The sequence below is a fragment of the Tateyamaria sp. syn59 genome (assembly GCF_007995245.1).
Lineage (GTDB): Bacteria > Pseudomonadota > Alphaproteobacteria > Rhodobacterales > Rhodobacteraceae > Tateyamaria.
Genome location: NZ_VCBA01000019.1, coordinates 1 through 19,008, shown reverse-complemented (window position 1 = coordinate 19,008; position 19,008 = coordinate 1). Strand labels below are relative to the sequence as shown.

Here is a 19,008-nt window from a genome sequence, read left to right as displayed (position 1 = left end):
ATTTTCCCGATATAGGCGAAAGTTTGCGTATACAAATTCGCGCTTAGGTGGCATTCTGCCGATGCATAACGCCGGAGATCTATTCGATGCGCGCCAGCTTTCTCGCCAGCCTGTTTTTCATTTTCACTTTTGTCACGCACGCTGCCCTTGCCGACGATGCGTCGCACAAAGGCAAAGGGGCCGACCTACCATTGCCCAGCACCCTGCCTCTGATCGACTATGAAAATGTGCTGTTCCCGTGGATCGCCAAGCGGGAATATGTGGGCCTGGGATGGAAACGGGACAAAAGCTGGCGCGACACCGGTCCCTTTGTCTTCGACATGAGCTTTGGCATCCACCCTGCCGTGCGCATGTATTACTCGCCCGAGATCATGGCGTGGCTCGAAGGGGGCCGACAAGGCACGATTGCTGACGGTGCCATTGTCGTGAAAGAAATGGTGACCCCGCCGTCGGCCCGCTACAACGAGCATTATGCCAGCTTGGTTGCCAAGCACCCGAACGACCCGGAAAAGGTCGCCGAAGAGATGGCGCGCTACACCTATGATCAGGGCGGGCTGAACTGGACGGTTATGGTCAAGGACAGTGCGCTGTCGCATGGCGGGTGGTTCTTTGCCTCGGTATATTTCGAGGATAAGGCAGAGATGGAGGCACGCACGCCCGTGATCGACAAGTTTGAGGCGCCCTACAGCCCGCCACTTGGCGCGGGCGGTGACGGGATGTGCATGCGGTGTCACGCATCCGCGGCCGAAGAGTTGATCTTTTCCGCGCTGGAGAACATCGAAGGGTATCCGGGCGAGCCGGTGATCTACCGCGTAGACGAAAGCTGGCGCGATCTGCCCATGGCGCAAAAGCCTGCCTTTGGCGCAAGCCTTGAGGACATGATCAAGTCCTATGTGAACGATCCACATGACCCGGCGGCCATGCGCGCGGCGCATATCGCGGCGGCCAAGGCGTCGCCGATCGATCAGAACACGGCCTTTACCGACATGTTCCCGGGCACGGGCGGCGTCGATATCACCCGCGCCAACCTGCAGACCCTGCCAAGCGAGTGGCTGGACCACGTGCCAGCGCGGCCCGACGACACCCAGCATTTCCTGACATCGGACAATTGCATTGGCTGCCATGGTGGTCTGGGCGGCGCACCCTCGGGCGTGACAATGTTCATCAAGGATGGGCCGAAATACGGGGATGGCTACAACATCTCGGAATACGGCGAATGGCGCTGGTCGCCGATGGGCTTGGCCGGGCGCGATCCGATTTTCTATGCGCAGCTTGAATCCGAGTTTGCCCTACTGGAGGCCGCGGGTGTCGGCGACCTGTCCGAAAACCTGGGCACGACGTGCCTGTCCTGTCACGGCGCGATGGGCCAGCGCCAGCTTGAGATCGACGCACATGCCAGTCCTGACAGCGGGCCGGACGGCAACACGTTCAAGGTGGCCTACACCCTGCTGCATGATCCGCTGACCACCGCGGAGAAAGAGCAGCAGATCGCGGATGGCACGTTCGAGTACCATGAGTATGGCAACCTCGCCCGCGAGGGGATCTCCTGCGCCGTGTGTCACCACATCGCCCCTCCGGAACGGGCTGCGGGCCAACCCGACTACAACACCCTCGACACGTATCTGATGAATGGCACGACGGGTGTTTTCCGTACCAACCCCGCCAACGAGTTGATCGGGCCGTTCCCGGATGTGCGCCAAAAACCGATGCAGAACGCCATGGGCATCACACCGGTCCACGACGACTACATCACCGAAAGCGAGATGTGCGGTGCCTGCCACACCATCAACCTGCCCAATGTGGATTGGGCGACGGACACCCCCCTGCCCGGCTTTTCGGTCGAGGAACAGGCGGTCTTGAACCAGGCAGCCCAGAACGCCGTCGACTTCCTCAAAGACGAGTTTGACGTGACCTATCGCGAGCCCCTCGTGAAGTTCCAACACTCGATCGAACAGGCCACCTTTCTTGAATGGCAGAACAGCCAGTTCGCGGATGCAGGCACGGCCCAGTCCTGCCAGGACTGCCACATGAAAAGCAGTTTCGAGACGCTGGATGGCAGGATCAAGATCGACAGCCTGACCACGCAGATCGCGACCATTCAGGACACCAACCTGCCCGAGGTGCCCAACGCCCTGCCGCACGAGGAATTGGATGTGCCTTTCCGCGACGACTACAAGCGGCACAACTTCGTGGGCCTAAACGCCTTTATGGTCGAGATGCTGTCGCAGTTTGACGAAGAGATGGGCATGAGCCCCAAAGACCCGATGACCTACGCCACCAACGGCGCGCAATTGTCGCTCGAGACGATGGCGTTGCAAGCGCGGGATGAGACTGCGGATGTGGCCATCGAAAGCCTGACGGCTGCAGATGGCGTGGTTGAGGCGGTCGTGAGTGTCGACAACAAGACAGGGCACCGCCTGCCCTCCGGCGTTGGGTTCCGCCGCGCGTTTCTTGAGGTGAAGGTGACAGATGCGGGTGGCGCGCAGGTCTGGTGTTCGGGCTGCACCAATGGTGCGGGCGTGATCATCGGGCCCGACGGCAAGCCGCTCAAGACGGAGTTTCTGGACTATGTGCCCGATGGCGCGACCGAAGCGCTGTACCAGCCGCACCACGACCTGATCGAAGATGAAACCCAGGTGCAGATCTATGAGGAGTTGACGCAGAACGCGAAGAAGGAATTCACATCCAGCTTTGTGCATCGCGTCTATCACCCCAAGGACAATCGCTTGCTGCCATGGGGTGCGGCAGAGCCGGGCACGGATGCATTCAAGGCACGGTTCGGAGACTCCGAGGTCACTGCCGCCTTCATGAAAGCCACGATGCCCGAAGGGCGCGCCGAGCATGATGCCGGCGTAAAGGCGGGCAAGGACCAGCTGACCTACAAGATCACCCTGCCATCCGGTGTGGACGCCAGCGGCGCGACAGTTTCGGCCACGCTCTACTCGCAGGCGATCCCGCCCTATTACCTCAAACAGCGTTTTGAGACGGCCCCGACGGGCCCGGCGACACAGCGGCTCTATTATCTGGCAAGCCGTTTGAAGACCGAAGGGACGCTGATCGAGGACTGGAAACTGAAGATCCAGAGCGATACTGCGCAGGTGCAGTGACGGCCGCGTGTGGTGTCAGGGGCCGTCGCAAGACGTGAAAGGCCAGTGGACAGCGCGCTTGGGATAAAGCCTCAGCCAGAACGTTCAATTCCCAACCGCGCCAGGCTGAGGACCGCGAAGATGATCGCCGCAACGCAGACAATCGACGGCCCTGCGGGCGTGTCGAACAGGTAGGCGCCGCGCAGTCCCGCAACGGCAGACACAGCGCCAATGGCGGCTGCAATCACGGCCATCGCCTCGGGCGTGCGGGCGGTCCCGCGCGCGGCTGCGGCAGGAATGATCAGCAGGGCCGCGATCAGCAGGACACCCACCACCTTGATCGCGACGGCCACCGTAATGGCCAGACACATGGTCAGGATGAGTTGCTCACGCTTGGGATTGAACCCGCTGGCATAGGCGAGGTCTTCGTTCAGTGTCGAGGCCAGCAGAGCGGCCCATCGCGACGTGATCAGGGCGACAACGATAGCCGCCCCGCCCCAGATCACCAGAAGATCGGTCCGTGATACGGCCAGGATATCGCCAAAGAGATAGGACATCAGGTCAAGACGAATGCCGGACAGGAAGGACACCGCCACAAGTCCAAAGGCCAATGCGGAATGCGCCATGACCCCCAACAGCGTGTCCATCGCATAGCCGCGCCCCGCAAGCTGGGTCACCGTCATCGCCATGATAAGCGCCACGGCCAAGGTGCCGGGAAAAATGGACACCTCAAACGCCAGCGACAGCGCAACGCCGAGGATCGCGGCATGGGCAGTCGCATCCCCGAAATAGGCCATGCGGCGCCACACGACAAAGCACCCCAACGGAGCCGCGGCAAAGGCCACACCGATCCCTGCGAGGGTCGCGCGGGTCATGAAATCGTCCAGCATTATTCGGCGGCCTTTGAACTCGAATGGTGGTGGTGATCGTGATCATGCCGGTAAAGCGCGAGGGCGCCGCCAGTCCCGGCCCCGAAAAGCGCGCGATATTCCGGTGCGGAGGCCACGACGGCGGGTGTGCCCTGACAGCAGACATGACCGTTCAAACAGACGACACGGTCAGAGGCGCTCATCACCACGTGCAAATCGTGGCTGATCATCAGAACGGCACAGCCCGTCTGTTCCCTGACCGCTTCGATCTGACGGTAGAACGCGGCTGATCCGGGTTGATCCAGACCTTGGGTGGCTTCATCGAGCAGCAGAATGTCCGGTTCATTGATCAATGCGCGCGCCAGAAGCACGCGCTGGAATTGCCCGCCCGACAATTGCGACATCTGCCGGGTCAGCAGATCCGGCATGCCCACCGCCTGCAGCGCCTCTGTGCAGGCGCGCCGGTCGGCGGGCGCGGTGAGCCGCATGAAGCGTTCGACGGTGATGGGCAGCGTTGGGTCAATGTGCAGGCGTTGCGGCACATATCCGACCTTGAGACCGGGTTTGAGCTGCACGGTCCCTTTGGCCGGTGGGGTTGCACCGATGATCGCCCGCAAAAGGCTGGTCTTGCCCGACCCGTTCGGGCCGACAATGGTCACGATCTCGCCCGCCGATACCGCCAGTTCGACGTCACGCAGCACGGTGTTTGCGCCATAAGCGACGCTCAGCTTCGTCACTGTCACCAGGGTCATGGATTAGCCTTGTCAACACATTCGGGGCAGACGCCTTCGGCTTCGACAACCGTCTTTTCGATGTGAAAGCCCGCGGCCCTCGCCGCCTCGCCCAACGTGCCCTTGGATGGAGTAGACTGCGCTTCGACCACAGCGTCGCAGAGACGGCAGATCATAAACGCCGGTGCGTGGGCTTCCTCCGGGTGGCTGCAGGCGACAAAAGCGTTGAGCCGCTCGATCTTGTGCACAAAGCCATGTTCTATCAGGAAATCAAGCGCGCGATAGGCCACGGGGGGTTGCGACCCGAAGCCTGCGTCCTTCAGCAAGTCCAGCAGCGCATAGGCCCCGAGCGCGCGATGCTCCTGCAGCAGCAATTCCAGGACCTTGCGGCGGACGGGTGTCAGGCGCAATCCATCCCTGGCGCACCGCGTCTCTGCCGCAGCGAGGGCCGTTTTCACGCACACGTTGTGATCGTGGATCGAAAATCCGACCGGCGACCGACCGACCGCCTGCTTGGGTGTTTGATTGCTTGTCATGGAAACTCTGTTCATGTACGGCAACAGTAATGTTATAAGATCACAAGGTGGCCCAGATGTCTAGGAAGCTTCTCTCTCTCACTGTCTATGCCGCGCTTTTGGGCGGCACTGCAATGGCGGATGTGCCGCGTGTCGCCGTCGATATCGCCCCTGTACATTCGTTGGTGGCGCGTGTGATGGACGGTGTGGGCACGCCGGATCTGGTCATCCCTTCTGGTGAGTCCCCGCACGGGTTCAGCATGCGCCCGTCATCTGCGCAGGCGTTGCAAGATGCGGATGTCGTGTTCTGGATTGGCCATGACCTGACCCCGCAACTGGAAGATGCCATCGAGACGCTGGCCGAAGCGGCATCTGTCACGTCGCTGTTGGAAGCAGACGGTATCACATTGCTGGAGTTCCGGGAAAACGCGCTTTTCGAAGCGCATGATCACGATGATCACGGGCACGAAGAGGCCGAAGATCACGATCACGATCACGATCACGGCGATCATGGGCATGAGGAGGCCAAAGCGGAAGGTCACGACCATGACCATGACGATCATGGGCACGAGGAAGCTAAGGCGGAAGGCCACGACCACGCTCATGATGATCACGACCACGGTGAACACGCACATGACGACCATGGTCACGACGACCACTCGGGCCATGATCATGGCGATCACGACCCCCACGCCTGGTTGTCACCGCAGAATGCGAGCGTTTGGCTGAACGTCATCGCCGCGCAGTTGTCGGCCGCAGACCCTGACAATGCCGGCGCATATTTTGCCAACGCCACTGCTGCCCAGACCGAGATGGAGGCCCTGAGCGCCGAAGTCTCTGCCACCCTTGATCCGGTGCGTGGCGGCAGCTTCATCGTCTTCCATGATGCCTACCAGTACTTTGAGACCGATTTCGACTTCCCCGCAGCGGGCGCAATTTCCATCAGCGATGCGTCTGACCCAAGCCCGGCGCGCATCGCCGAGGTGCAGGGCCGTATCCGCAACGAGGGCATCGATTGCGTTCTGGCGGAGCCGCAGTTCAACCCCGGCCTAATCGAGACAGTCCTTGAAGGTACTGAAGCAAACACCAGTGTCATCGACCCGCTCGGAGCAGGGCTTGAGCCTGGACCGGACCTCTACCCGCAACTCATCCGCGATATGGCAAGCGTCATGGCGGACTGCTTGTAAATTCGGGATACAGAAAGCTGGTCGCCGCCTGCGCTGCGACCAGCGCTCCATTCAGCCAAAGACAAGAACGTCTTACGGTTAACCGACGCCACCGAGGCCTAACCTTGAGGCACCAACACAGCGCGGTCAGAATGCGCCAAGCCCACCCTACCCGCTGACAGGCGGAAACCATGTCAACGACGAATGGTGCAGCGAGATCAACACTTGCCCGTCGAGTTTGTGGTATGCGAATGTGTAATCGGCCCGCGTCGCATTGCCGTCACCGTCGACAAACGTGTAGTGGCCCATGTCCTTGTACCCAAGCCCACCGGCCTTGAGGATCGGGCCGACAGCGCTTTGGAATTCGACCTTTTTCCACCCACGCTTTAGAAAGCCGTTGTCTTGCGGGTAATCCGGGTTGCCGCCGACGAAATAGGCGCGTGCACCCTCACGATCCAACCGGATCACGTCTGCCAGGGTCGGCTTGAAAAGCAGCGGCTCATCCGGGTCACCGAAATCGTAAAGCGCCAACAGACCCTCGACATCCTGCTCCGTCACGCATCTGGCCCAGGCGCGTTGTGCAGCGACGACCTCTGCCTTGGTCATGGGTTCAAAATTACGCTCGGACATCGGTCTGCTCCTGTTCAACCAAAGCCTTCGGGCGCGTACGGTTCAGCCTTTGCCATTTGCGCGCCTGTTGGCCTGCACCAATTGCCGGGTGGGTAAAACAACCGCGGCTTTGAAACAAGTCCGGTTCCAATCCCCCCTTTCTGCTAAGGCATGCGTTCCCCGCGACCTATCGCGTCGCTTGCAGCACATAACCTAATGCGATCGGCTGCTTTACATCGGGGTACGTCACGCACACGATGCCGATCAGGTTACAGAAAGAGGGGCCAATGCAGCACTTCAACATGGGTCAAGTCCCACCCGTCACCTTCGGCGCCGGCCGGATGTCGAAAGTACCGCGGATGGTAACGTCGTTGGGCGGCAGCCCGGTGTTGATCATCGCTGATGCCATCCTTGCACAGTTGGGCGTGACGGAACGACTGACCCGGCACCTGACTGCCAAGGGGCTGGCATTCGAACTGGCCGCCGACGTCTCGGGCGAGCCCAAGGAAGAGCTGATTGATGGTCTGTGCGCTCGCGCGCGAGAGATGGACGCGGCGGTCGTCATCGGCCTGGGCGGAGGGGCGGCCATGGATGCGGCCAAGCTGGTCGCCGCCATCGCCCGCTCTGGCCAGCCCGCGCAGGATTTCGCGCTTGCCGCGCAACCCTTGCCCCAGAACGGTATCCCCGCCATCGCCATCCCGACCACAGCCGGCACCGGATCGGAAGTGACCCGTACATCCGTCATCTCAAAAGCGGATGGCTGGAAAACCTGGTTCTGGGGCGAAGACCTGATGTTTGCCCAAGCTGTCCTGGACCCTGAACTGACACTCAGCCTGCCGCCACACCTGACCGCATGGACAGGCATTGATGCGGTCGCCCACGCGCTCGAAGGCGCCACGGCACGCAATACGAGCCCGGCGGGGCAGCTTTACGGACTTGAGGCGCTGCGCGTGCTCACGGATGCATTGCCGCGGGCGGTTGCCGATGGTGCGGACATCACCGCGCGTGGACAAGTACTTTGGGGCAGCATGATTGCGGGTTTGGCGCTGCACAACTGCAACACGCATATGGGGCACAACATCAGCCATGCGCTCGGCTCTCTGGTGCGCGTGCATCACGGGCTTGCGACCGGGTTGGCGCTTGATGCCAGCCTGCCATGGCTGGTGGCGCGCGACGAGGGCGCCTGCAACTATGCCAAAGCGGCGCAGGCCTTGGGCGGCGCCGAAACGGCGGACGCGCTGCCGGACGCGTTTTCCAAGTTGATGCGAGCCTGCGACATTCCGCATGAGCTTCCTGCAGAATGCCGTGGCGTCACGCCAGAAGCTTTGTCGGCAGAGATGCGGAACCCCGCAAATATCGGCATGGCCAAAAATGCCGCATGTCCCATAGAGAACGGCGATTTTGACGAGATCGCCAGCCTAATGCTGCGGACACCGGTTGCAGCCAGCATCGGGTAAGTGCGTGTGCTACATCGCCCGCTGGAAATCTACGCGCTAAGGCAGCAGCAAGGGCCCGCTCAAGCGATTGCATTCGTATTGCCTTGGCCAGTTGATTTGCGGGCTGCTACGGTTTGGTCGGGGTCATTTGTCTGGCCCAATTAGCCTATGGGAAGAAAATAGCATGACCGGCAAGAAACCCCTCTGGCAATGGAGCGCGACGGACATCGCGGCGGCCACACGCGATGGGTCGCTGTCGGCGGTCGAAGTCACCGAAGCCGCACTTGCCCGCATGGATGCGGCAAACCCGGATTTGAACGCAGTGGTCGAAAGCCTCGCCGATGAGGCGCGGGCCGAAGCCAAGGCGCTTGATGCGCAGAGCGGTCCGAAGGGCTCACTGCACGGCGTGCCCGTAACCATCAAGATCAATGTTGATCAAAAGGGGCACGCGACATCCAACGGTGTTCCCGCTTTTCAAAGCATTGTCGCACAGGAAGATGCGCCCCTTGTCCGCAACCTGAAGGCGGCGGGCGCCGTTGTGATCGGGCGCACCAACACGCCCGAGTTTTCCTTCCGTGCCGACACTGACAACCCGCTGCATGGCCGAACCCAAAACCCGTGGGGGCGCCACGTGTCGCCAGGGGGCTCGTCGGGCGGTGCAGGTTCTGCGGTCATGGCGGGGATCGGCGCGCTTGCGCACGGCAATGACATCGGGGGATCGCTGCGGTTTCCGGCCGCCGCAAACGGCGCGGTCACGGTCAAACCGGGCATGGGCCGTGTGCCTGCCTTCAATCCCAGCCAGACATCTGAGCGGGGTCTTTTGGCGCAATCCATGTCTGTACAAGGCCTGATCACACGCAACGCCGCCGATTTACATCTGTCTATGCCAGCGCTGATTGCTGCAGACCCGCGCGACCCGTTCCACGTGCCCCTGCCCTGGCGCGGCGCGCCCCTGGACCAGCCCATCCGCGTCGCCGTATCCCGTGACGATTTCGGCCTTGGTCTACACCCGGACGTCGCAACCGCACTAGACAAAGCCGCCTCTGCCCTTGCCGACGCGGGCTATGCAGTGGAAAGCGTGAAGCCACCGTTGGCAAAAGAAACCGGCGACGTGGGCTACCGCGCGCTGATGGGCGAAGTGAAAGCCTTACTTGGCGCAGACATCCGCCAATACGGATCGGCAGAACTGAACAGCATCTTCGACGAGTACTATCGCCAGTTCCCACCATACGAGGGCGCGGAATACCTCGCCATGCAGGCGAAACGCACCCATTATGCGCGCCAATGGTCTCTATTTCTCGAAGCCTATCCGCTGGTCCTGACGCCGTTCATGCTCAAGCCCTTTTTTCGACCGGGGCGCGATGCGGAAGGGGCGGAAGGCGTGCGCGACGCGTTGGGGGCGTCCCAATGGTCTTTCATCATGAATTTCATCGGGTTGCCCGCCGGTAACCTGCCGACACATATCGCCGACCTGCCCGGCGGACCGCAGCCAATCGGCGTGCAGATCGCAGGTCGCAGGTGGCGCGAAGACCTGATCGTGGACGCCATGCAGGCCATAGAGGCGCAGATCCCGCCCGCCTGCAACGCCTTGTGGACGCATCTTGGCTGACCTGCCACCACGGCCCACACCGATCTGGAGCACACATAATGTCACTGAACTACGTCATGCTCGGCTCCAATGACGTCCCCAAGGCGCGCGGTTTTTTCGATGCGGTCCTGCCAGTGATCGGCGGCAAAGTGGTCGCCGAGTTCATGCCCCACGCGGTATGCTACGAATTGCGGGTTGGTGGGCGGATCTGGGTGGCGAGCCCGCACAACGAAGAAACCGCCGTAGCCGGGAATGGCAACATGGTCGGGCTTGAGTGCCAAAGCACTGCGGAGGTGGAAACCGCACATCGCATTGGCCTGGCCAATGGCGGCACCAACGAAGGCGATCCAGGCCCGCGCCCGCAATATGGGACAGACTTTTTTGGCGCCTACCTTCGCGATCTCGACGGCAACAAGATGAGCTTTGTCTGTTTCGGCTAGTTTCGAATTGGTCAACGACAACGCGGGGTCTGGCGGATTTGCCACTATCCAAGTAGTCGCCGCCCGCAATCGCACCCATCCGCAAGCGCCAGCGTCGTCACGCTCATTCAGCCGTTGGCATTCCCGCCTGACTATTTCGGCTGGGCTTTACCGGCGGACTGTTGGATATGGTACCCAAGTACAGCCCATGTAAGACAATGGAAGCCGCCGATGGAAAAGACATTCAACGCCGCCGAGGCCGAACCGCGTATCTATAAAATGTGGGAAGACGCAGGCGCGTTTGTGGCCGGAGCCAACGCCAAGCCTGGCGCTGACACGTTTTGCATTCAGCTGCCGCCGCCCAATGTGACTGGCTTTCTGCACGTGGGACACGCATTCAATCACACCCTGATGGATATGCTGACGCGGTGGAAGCGCATGCAGGGCTATGATGTGCTTTGGCAGCCGGGCCTCGATCACGCAGGGATCGCAACGCAGTTGATGGTCGAAAAGCAGATGGCGGCGGACGGCGAGAACCGAAAGCGGTCCGAGATGCCACGGGATGAATTCATCGCGAAAGTCTGGGACTGGAAGGCGGACAAGGGCGGCGTGATCGAACAGCAGGCCCGGCGTCTGGGCGACAGCATGGACTGGGACCGCTCGGCCTTCACGATGTCGGGGGCGTCCAGCGCCCCCGCAACGGAAAAGCCCGGCAATTTCCATGACGCCGTGCTCAAGGTCTTTGTGCAGATGTACAACGATGGCCTGATTTATCGCGGCAAGCGGCTGGTCAACTGGGACCCGCATTTTGAAACGGCGATTTCCGACCTCGAAGTCGAAAACAACGAAGTCGATGGCCACATGTGGCATTTCAAATACCCGCTGGCCAGCGGGGAAACCTATGAATACGTCGAAAAGGATGATGACGGGAACGTCACCTTGCGGGAGACGCGGGACTACATTTCCATTGCAACGACGCGGCCGGAAACCATGCTGGGTGACGGCGCTGTTGCCGTGCACCCCGATGACACGCGCTATGCACCCATCGTCGGTAAGCTTTGCGAAATCCCCGTGGGCCCAAAGGAACACCGCCGCCTGATCCCGATCATCACCGACCGGTATCCTGACCCCGATTTCGGGTCGGGTGCGGTCAAGATCACTGGCGCGCATGACTTCAATGACTACGAAGTGGCAAAGCGCGGCAACATCCCGATGTACAACCTCATGGACACCAAGGCGCAGATGCGCAGCGACGGTGAACCATATGCCACCGCAGCCGCAACGGCACAGAGTATTGCGCGGGGCGACGAAGGGTTTGACGAGGCTAAGATCGCAGCGATGAACCTCGTCCCCGATGAGTACCGTGGGCTGGACCGGTTCGAAGCGCGTGCGCGTATCGTCGCTGACATCACGGCGGAGGGCAATGCGGTGATGGTCGCCAATCCGGCGCTTGACACCGCGGATCCGGACGATGCCGACCCAACCGACATGCCAGCGACGATCCCCTTCGTCGAGGCCAAGAAAATCATGCAGCCCTTCGGTGACCGCTCCAAAGTGGTGATCGAGCCGATGCTGACCGACCAGTGGTTCGTGGACTCATCGAAAATCGTCCAGCCCGCGCTGGACGCCGTGCGCGAAGGCCGGGTCAAGATCATGCCCGAGTCAGGCGAAAAGGTGTTTTACCATTGGCTGGAAGACATCGAACCCTGGTGCATCTCGCGCCAACTCTGGTGGGGGCACCAGATCCCGGTTTGGTACGGGCCAACCAAGGACGCATTGAAAGGCAACGATAACGGCGACGCCCAGTTTTTCTGCGGTGCAAGCGATGAGGACATTCGGGCGCAGGCCGAAGCGTACTATGGCCCAAGTGCCACCGTGGAACTGAAGGCGGACGCGGCGCAATTCGCGCACACTGTTGTCAAAGCGGACGACAGCGGAGCCGAAGATGCAGTCAACGTTACGCTGATGCGCGACCCCGATGTCCTCGACACGTGGTTCTCGTCCGGCCTCTGGCCCTTTGGGACACTCGGCTGGCCCGAAGAAAACGATCCGGCGATGAAATACTTTCCCGGCGACGTGCTGATCACCGGCCAGGACATCCTGTTCTTCTGGGTCGCGCGGATGATGATGATGTCGCAGGCCGTACTGCAAGACGACCCGTTCCACACCGTCTACCTGCACCAGCTTGTCCGCGACGCGAAGGGCGAGAAGATGTCGAAGACGCGTGGCAATGTCATCGACCCGCTCGACATGATCGACGCCTACGGCGCAGATGCGCTGCGCTTTTCCAACGCACAGATGGCAGCCCTTGGTGGCGTTCTGAAAATCAGCGAGGATCGCATCAAGGGGTATCGCAACTTCGGCACGAAACTGTGGAACGCTTTCAGCTTTGCCGGCCACTACCAGATCCCCTACCCCGGCGATGCGACGCGGCCCGACGCTTCTCAGACGCTCAACAAATGGATTATCGGCGAAACCGGCAAGGTGCGCGAAGCCGTTGATGCAGGCATGGAAAGCTACCGGTTCAACGATGTGGCTGACGCGCTTTATGCCTTTACCTGGGGCAAGGTCTGCGACTGGTATCTGGAGTTTTCCAAGCCCATCCTGCAAAACGACGATGCAAGCGCCAAGGCCGAGACAGAGCAGACCCTGCGCTGGGTTCTTGATCAATGCCTGATCATGCTGCATCCCATCATGCCGTTTATCACGGAAGAGCTTTGGGGCCTTGCGGACAGCCGCGGCAAGATGCTGGTCCATGCCGATTGGCCGGAGTACGGCACCGAACTGGTCGATACGGACGCAGATCGGGAAATGAACTGGGTGATTGGTCTGATCGAAAACATCCGGTCTGCCCGTGCGCAGGTCCACCTGCCCGCAGGTGCCAAAGTGCCTTTGCTGGTCACGGGGCTGGATGCCAAGGGGCAGTCCGCCTGGGACAACAACGCGGCGCTCATCCAGCGACTGGCCCGAATTGAAAGCCTGGAACATGTGGACAGCTTTCCCAAAGGTTGCGTGACCATTCCCATGGATGGCGGCACCTTCGGCATCCCGCTGGAAGGGTTGATTGATGTTGCCTCGGAAATCGCACGTCTGGAAAAGACCATGCAAAAGCTGGGTAAGGAACTGGGCGGACTGCGGGGGCGGTTGAACAACCCGAATTTCGTTGCCTCAGCGCCGGACGCGGTGGTTGCAGAAGCCAAGGAAAACCTGCGGCTGCGCGAAGGGGAAGAGGCCGAAATGAAAGCTGCAATCGCCCGCCTTCAAGAACTCGGCTAAGAGCGGATTAGAGCGGTCGGACAGGCCGCTCGACCATCTGCGCCGTCAATCGCGCCGCTGGCTAGACATCAGCAGCCGGAAAACTGCAGCAGCCCTGCACCGAACACTGTGTCGCGCCCGGCTGGACCTAAATCCTCCGATGTGGAGGCCAGGGACGCCCGGACCTGCTCCACCGGGCGGCGCGACATGTTTCTGTCGGCGGCGATGGCCGCCGTTACAAAGGGCACCGCCATTGAGGTGCCGCTGGCGATCCGGAGACGCGTTCCATCGCGCACGATGACATCAACGCCTGGTGCGGCCAAATCCACATGGCCCCCGCGCCCTGCGTTACGAAACGCAGCACCGTCGCGGTCGACCGCTGTCACGCCCAGCACGAATGGAAAGGCAGCAGGATATTGGGGAGCCGCATTGGGACCGTCGTTGCCGACCGCAGCCACCAAAATCATTCCGTCTTCGGCCGCCCGCGACAAGGCGCGGTTCATCAACTTATTGCGTGGACCGGCCATGCTGATGTTCACAACCCGGACCCCGTTGCCCGCCAACCAGTCGAGCCCGCGCAAGATCGGAACGACACCCGCTGCGTCGCCCTCGGCGACGACGTTGGCACTGTAAAGCGGCGCGCCACGCAACCGTCCCGGCCCGACCAGAAGCGCTGCGATCCGTTCGCCGTGGTCCGTGGCTGTGGGATCCGATCCGCCGCCGAACGCCTCCTGAACGATTTGACCGGAAGCAAGGCCCGCATGATTTGACGCAACCCCGCCGTCGATCATCCCCACGCGGGCGCGGGCAACACAGCCGCCATCTGGCCAACCGATCATGGCCGCAGCATAGTCGAAGCCCGCCTGCCCCTGGCTCTGCAGGGTGTAGATATGGTTTGCCCCGGCTGTCACACCGGGAACAGCAGCTTCGATTTCGTCAATCGCCTGGGGAATAGTTGTGGTCGCCGGAATGCGGAACACGACCATCGTGTCATCCAAACGGGGCAACTGATGCTGCGCGATCACCACGTATCCGAGCGCCTCGGCCCGAGCGATCAGAACCTCGGGCGCCTCTGCTGTCAACACAACCAGTTCCCGCTCGTCCGTCACAGCAAACGGCAAGCCACCGGGTCCGGCGACGCGGGGCGGTCCTGCGGGCCCGCAGGCGGCCAGAAAGAAACACAAGAAAACGATCAAGCGCACCATGTCATTCCTCGGCTACAATCTCGACGAGCGGTGAGGTCTCCAAAGCCGTCTGCGCCGCTGCGCGCACAGCAGCATCGCTGAACACCAATCGGTAGAGACCGACAGCCGAAGGACCATCCACTATGTTTGCGCCGGTCTCACGCATCAGGGCCTCGATTTCGGCCGCCGTCGTCTCTGGCCCAAACGCGACAGCGAGGGTCGCCTCGACCGGTGCTTCGCTGACGGTGCGGAAAAGCGGGCCGTCCTCTGCGCCGCCCCCGACGACCAAAAAGGCCCCCTGAACCAGCACGACGGCCCCAAGAAAAAGGGCCGCGATACGCCACATGGGCCGGTGCGGCAGGTTTGCGGGTCTGGTGCGTTCAATCTCTGACGCCAGCCTGTCCCAGCCGCCTTCGGCGGCGCCATCGCCTTGCGACAAGGCACAGGGAAGACCCTGCATCAACGCCAGTTCCGCGCGCAGGGCGGGGTCAGCCTCCGCCTCTGCCTCGATCCTGGCCGCCGTTTCAGGGTCGGTTTCGCCGCGCAGATGCGCGAGCAATAGATCTTCGTTCAGTCCGTCTGTTCGGTCCATGTCAACCTCTTTGCCAGGTTATGCCGTACCTATTGGACGGGCAAGAAACAGAACGGTTCAAAATCATTTCCGCCCATTGCGCGACAAACAGCGCATCAAGGCCTGCTTGGCGTGAAAAATGCGGCTTTTGATCGTCCCCTCTGGGACGTCTTCCACCGCGGCCACCTCGGCGCATGTCATCTCTTCATAGAACGCAAGATGAATTGCAGCGCGCTGGCGTTCCGGCAGCTTATCAAGACAGGCGCGCACACGCGCCGCGTCCTGAGCAGCGCCGATCACGGTCTCCGGGTCGGGCGCGTCGTCCGGCTGCGTCTCGTCCGCCTCGGCCAGCGTGACGCGGGCCTGCTTGCGGATATGATCGACGGTCTTGTTGCGCGCCAGGGTCAGGATCCAGGACCGGACGCTTGACCGGCCCTGAAAGCCCGCTGCACCGCGCCAAACGCTCAGCATTGTGTCATGGACGATATCGTCGGCCTCTGCCGCATCCCTGACACGCGGTCGAACAAAGCGGGCGACCGCATCGGCATGGGCCTCATAGAGCGTTTTCATGGCCGCCATGTCGCCCTGGGCGATGCGGGACAGAAGTGCCGCATCATCGGATGCGCCTCGGAGACGTATGGTTTGGTCGGTCATCAGCGGCGAACTTACATGGCCGTATGCCCGATTCAATCGCTTTCGCCTGCCCCGACAAATCCCGGCGTATGTTGGCAAGTTTCCGCTAGGTCAAAAAAGTTTGAACCGAATGCCGAGGTCCACCGACCCATCCATATCCAACGCCCATTTGGGCACCAACATAGGGACAAGACAGATGGCCAATATTAACGGTGACAATACTTCGGAAATTTTGAACGGAACGAATGATGCGGACCTCATTGATGCAAACGGAGGCAACGATACGGTCAACGGATTGGGAGGCGACGACACGATCTTTGGCGACGGTGGCAATGACATCCTCTCGGGCGGTGACGGCGACGACAGCATTCGCGGCGGGGACGGCGAAGACACGCTGATCGGCGGCGAGGGCGCAGATTTCCTCGACGGCGACGGCGGTGACGATATCGTCAGCTACGCCGATTCTGATGAGGGTATCCGCATCGGTCTCAACTTTGGTGTTGGCTCCGGCGGACACGCAGAGGGTGACCGGCTTGATGATATCGACGGCATCATCGGGTCAGATTTCAACGACCGACTCGATGTGAACGCCAACCGCAGCAACCTGTTCTTCGACGGCGGCGACGGTTTCGACTCCCTGTTTCTCAACGAATTTCAGGATCTCCGGAATGACACGCTTCTGAACTTCGAGCGTATCGTGATTGCCGATTCCACCTCTGGGCGCGTCGGTTTCAATATCAAATCCGATCAGCTTGCTGATCTGGAAGAGATCAATGTCCGCAGCTTCTCAGGCGATGTTGACCTCTTTTTCGACATGGAAAACTTCGTCAACGCTGACCTGTCTGGCATCAACTTCACCGGCTTTGACCGCAATGACACCATCCGGGTCGAAGGTGAGAACGACGCTGATTTTATCATCGGATCGACAGAGAACGACGAGATCAACGCCCGCAGCGGCAATGACACGATCGATGGTGGTGACGGCGATGACACGATCTTTGGCGGCAACGGCGACGACATTCTGATCGGCGGCGCGGGTGCGGATGAACTGAACGGTGGCGACAATCGTGACACCGTCAGCTACGCGGACTCGGCCGAGCGTGTGATCGTCAGCCTGAACCGGGGCGTGGGTGTCGGCGGCGACGCCGAAGGTGACACTTATTCCGGCATCGACGGCTTCATCGGGTCAGACCATAACGACCGGCTGCGCCTTGAAGAGGACCGCAATAACGTCGGGCTTGACGGTGGCGACGGGTTTGACACGCTCGAGCTGCGCCAATTCCAGGAGTTCCGCAACGACACGATCAGCAACTTCGAAGACATCCTGATCAACGACTCCACCGGCGGTCGCAAGGGCTTCAACATCAACTCGTCGCAGCTTGACGATATCGAACGCATCCGCATCAACGACACCAGCGCTGACACGGCGGTCGACATTGCCATTATCATGGATGGCGCGGATGTGGACCTGTCGCAGATCGAGTTCGTCGGGTTCACCGACAATGACATCATCCGTGTGATCGGCGAAAGCGACCGGGACGTCATGATCGGCTCCACCGGCAAGGACAGCCTGGATGGCGGCAGCGGCAACGATCTGCTGGAAGGGCGCGAAGGCGACGACCGGCTGGAAGGCGACAACGGCAAGGACACGCTGAACGGCGGCGAAGGCGACGACAGCCTGTTTGGCGGCGACAATGACGACCTGCTGATCGGCGGCGCAGGGGCCGACTTCATGGACGGCGGCAGCGGTGAAGATGTTGCTGACTACTCAGCGTCGAACGCAGCTGTCGCGGTTGACCTGGCGGCCGACACAGGTTCCGGCGGCCATGCCGAAGGCGACACGGTCCGCGCAATCGACGGCGTGATCGGTTCGGCCTTTGGCGACACGCTGGACGGCGATGGCCGCGCGAACCAGTTCTTTGGTGAGGACGGCAACGACACCATCACCGGTGGCAGCGGTGACGACACCATTCGCGGCGGCGAGGGCAACGACAGCCTAAGCGGCGGTAACGACCAGGACGAGATCAGCGGCGGCGTTGGTAATGACCGCCTGTTCGGTGATGCTGGCAACGATGTGCTGGATGGTGGCGACGGCAACGACCTCTTCCTTGGCGGGACGGGCAATGACATCCAGATCGGCGGCAATGGCAACGATTTTTTCTTCGGTGGAGCCGGTCTGGATATTCACATCGGGGGCAACGGGTTTGATATCGTTTCCTATCGCGATGCGACCTCAGCCGTGACGCTGAACATGAAGGCACCGAATGCGGGTGCCGGGGATGCCGATGGCGACAGCTTCTTCGACATCGAAGTCATCGAAGGGTCGGATTTCAACGACAACTTCATCGGCGACAGCCAGGATACGATCTTCCGTAGCGGGGCAGGTGCTGACACGGTTGACGGTGGCGCAGGTATCGACACGGCCGACTATGTCAGGTCCGACGAAGGTGTGGAGATCGACTTGCGGGAGACCATTCAGTCAGGTGGCGACGCGCAAGGCGACGTGCTGCTCAACATTGAAAACGTGTCCGGCTCCAACTTCGACGACGAGATCCTCGGCGATGCGCAGGACAACCGCCTGCGGGGTCGCGACGGCAATGACCGGCTGAATGGCCGTGCTGGGAACGACACCTTGGAAGGCGGCGCCGGTCGCGACACCATTACTGGCGGCGAGGGAGACGACACAATTCTCGGCGATGAAGGCGACGACATCGTTGCGGGCAACACCGGCGAAGATGTCATCGACCTGGGCGCAGGCAATGACCGCGCGGTCTGGCGCAATGGCGATGGATCGGACACCGTAGATGGTGGCGATGGTTTCGACACACAATTTGTTCGCCTGGCCGAAGACGCCGCCAACCTGGTCACGATCTCAGCCGATGGCGACCGGACTGCCTTCGAGCGCACGAACCTGGGCAACTTCACACTGGACCTCGATGTTGAAAA

The 19,008-nt window shown here is 61.2% G+C and carries 14 protein-coding genes; 7 read left to right on the top strand and 7 right to left on the bottom strand.

The annotated features are described in order from the left end of the window. Positions 1–86 precede the first annotated feature (86 nt). Positions 87–3,107, top strand: a complete 3,021-nt coding sequence (locus tag FD715_RS20620) for a hypothetical protein (RefSeq protein WP_147114577.1) — start codon at positions 87–89, stop codon at positions 3,105–3,107. A gap of 71 nt (positions 3,108–3,178) precedes the next feature. Here the strand turns inward: FD715_RS20620 and FD715_RS20615 are convergent, their stop codons facing one another. Genes FD715_RS20615 through FD715_RS20605 form a run of 3 tightly spaced genes read right to left on the bottom strand, consistent with a single transcriptional unit; the run spans position 3,179 to position 5,222 of the window. Continuing rightward, positions 3,179–3,976: a metal ABC transporter permease gene (locus FD715_RS20615; RefSeq protein WP_147114574.1), complete on the bottom strand. Its 798-nt coding sequence runs from the start codon at positions 3,974–3,976 to the stop codon at positions 3,179–3,181. Next, entirely contained in the window at positions 3,976–4,707 is a 732-nt protein-coding gene (locus FD715_RS20610; protein WP_147114571.1) for a metal ABC transporter ATP-binding protein, read from the bottom strand. Before FD715_RS20610 ends, FD715_RS20615 begins: the two co-directional genes overlap by 1 nt. Further along, complete coding sequence (locus FD715_RS20605; RefSeq protein ID WP_147114569.1) at positions 4,704–5,222, bottom strand: transcriptional repressor; 519 nt, start codon at positions 5,220–5,222, stop codon at positions 4,704–4,706. The genes FD715_RS20610 and FD715_RS20605 overlap by 4 nt, the downstream gene beginning before the upstream one ends. 56 nt (positions 5,223–5,278) lie before the next feature. Here FD715_RS20605 and FD715_RS20600 point away from each other — a divergent pair, with 56 nt between their 5' ends. Next, entirely contained in the window at positions 5,279–6,388 is a 1,110-nt protein-coding gene (locus FD715_RS20600; protein WP_147114566.1) for a zinc ABC transporter substrate-binding protein, read from the top strand. A 147-nt stretch (positions 6,389–6,535) separates the two neighbouring features. On the opposite strand, the gene FD715_RS20595 is transcribed toward FD715_RS20600, so the two are convergent. After that, complete coding sequence (locus tag FD715_RS20595) at positions 6,536–6,997, bottom strand: hypothetical protein (protein WP_147114563.1); 462 nt, start codon at positions 6,995–6,997, stop codon at positions 6,536–6,538. A 266-nt stretch (positions 6,998–7,263) separates the two neighbouring features. Between FD715_RS20595 and FD715_RS20590 the strand changes: the two genes are divergently transcribed. From FD715_RS20590 to FD715_RS20575, 4 genes are all read left to right on the top strand, one after another. Next, positions 7,264–8,433, top strand: a complete 1,170-nt coding sequence (locus FD715_RS20590; protein ID WP_223275016.1) for an iron-containing alcohol dehydrogenase — start codon at positions 7,264–7,266, stop codon at positions 8,431–8,433. 163 nt (positions 8,434–8,596) lie between these two features. Continuing rightward, positions 8,597–10,021: an amidase family protein gene (locus tag FD715_RS20585; protein ID WP_147114558.1), complete on the top strand. Its 1,425-nt coding sequence runs from the start codon at positions 8,597–8,599 to the stop codon at positions 10,019–10,021. A 38-nt stretch (positions 10,022–10,059) separates the two neighbouring features. After that, positions 10,060–10,440 carry a VOC family protein gene (locus FD715_RS20580; protein WP_147114555.1) on the top strand — a complete coding sequence of 127 codons (381 nt, stop codon included), beginning with the start codon at positions 10,060–10,062 and terminating at the stop codon, positions 10,438–10,440. A 210-nt stretch (positions 10,441–10,650) separates the two neighbouring features. Next, complete coding sequence (locus FD715_RS20575; protein WP_147114552.1) at positions 10,651–13,695, top strand: valine--tRNA ligase; 3,045 nt, start codon at positions 10,651–10,653, stop codon at positions 13,693–13,695. Between the two features lie 68 nt (positions 13,696–13,763). Here FD715_RS20575 and FD715_RS20570 read toward each other — a convergent pair whose 3' ends face one another. The 3 genes from FD715_RS20570 to FD715_RS20560 form a co-directional block, all read right to left on the bottom strand. Further along, entirely contained in the window at positions 13,764–14,879 is a 1,116-nt protein-coding gene (locus FD715_RS20570; protein WP_147114549.1) for a S8 family serine peptidase, read from the bottom strand. 1 nt (position 14,880) lies between these two features. Next, positions 14,881–15,450, bottom strand: coding sequence for a hypothetical protein (locus FD715_RS20565; protein WP_147114546.1), 570 nt, complete (start codon positions 15,448–15,450; stop codon positions 14,881–14,883). Between the two features lie 63 nt (positions 15,451–15,513). Continuing rightward, positions 15,514–16,083 (bottom strand): RNA polymerase sigma factor, encoded by a 570-nt coding sequence (locus FD715_RS20560; protein WP_147114543.1) that lies wholly within the window; start codon positions 16,081–16,083, stop codon positions 15,514–15,516. A gap of 175 nt (positions 16,084–16,258) precedes the next feature. Between FD715_RS20560 and FD715_RS20555 the strand changes: the two genes are divergently transcribed. Beyond that, positions 16,259–19,008: calcium-binding protein (locus FD715_RS20555; protein WP_223275015.1), on the top strand; the 2,750-nt coding region annotated here is incomplete at its 3' end.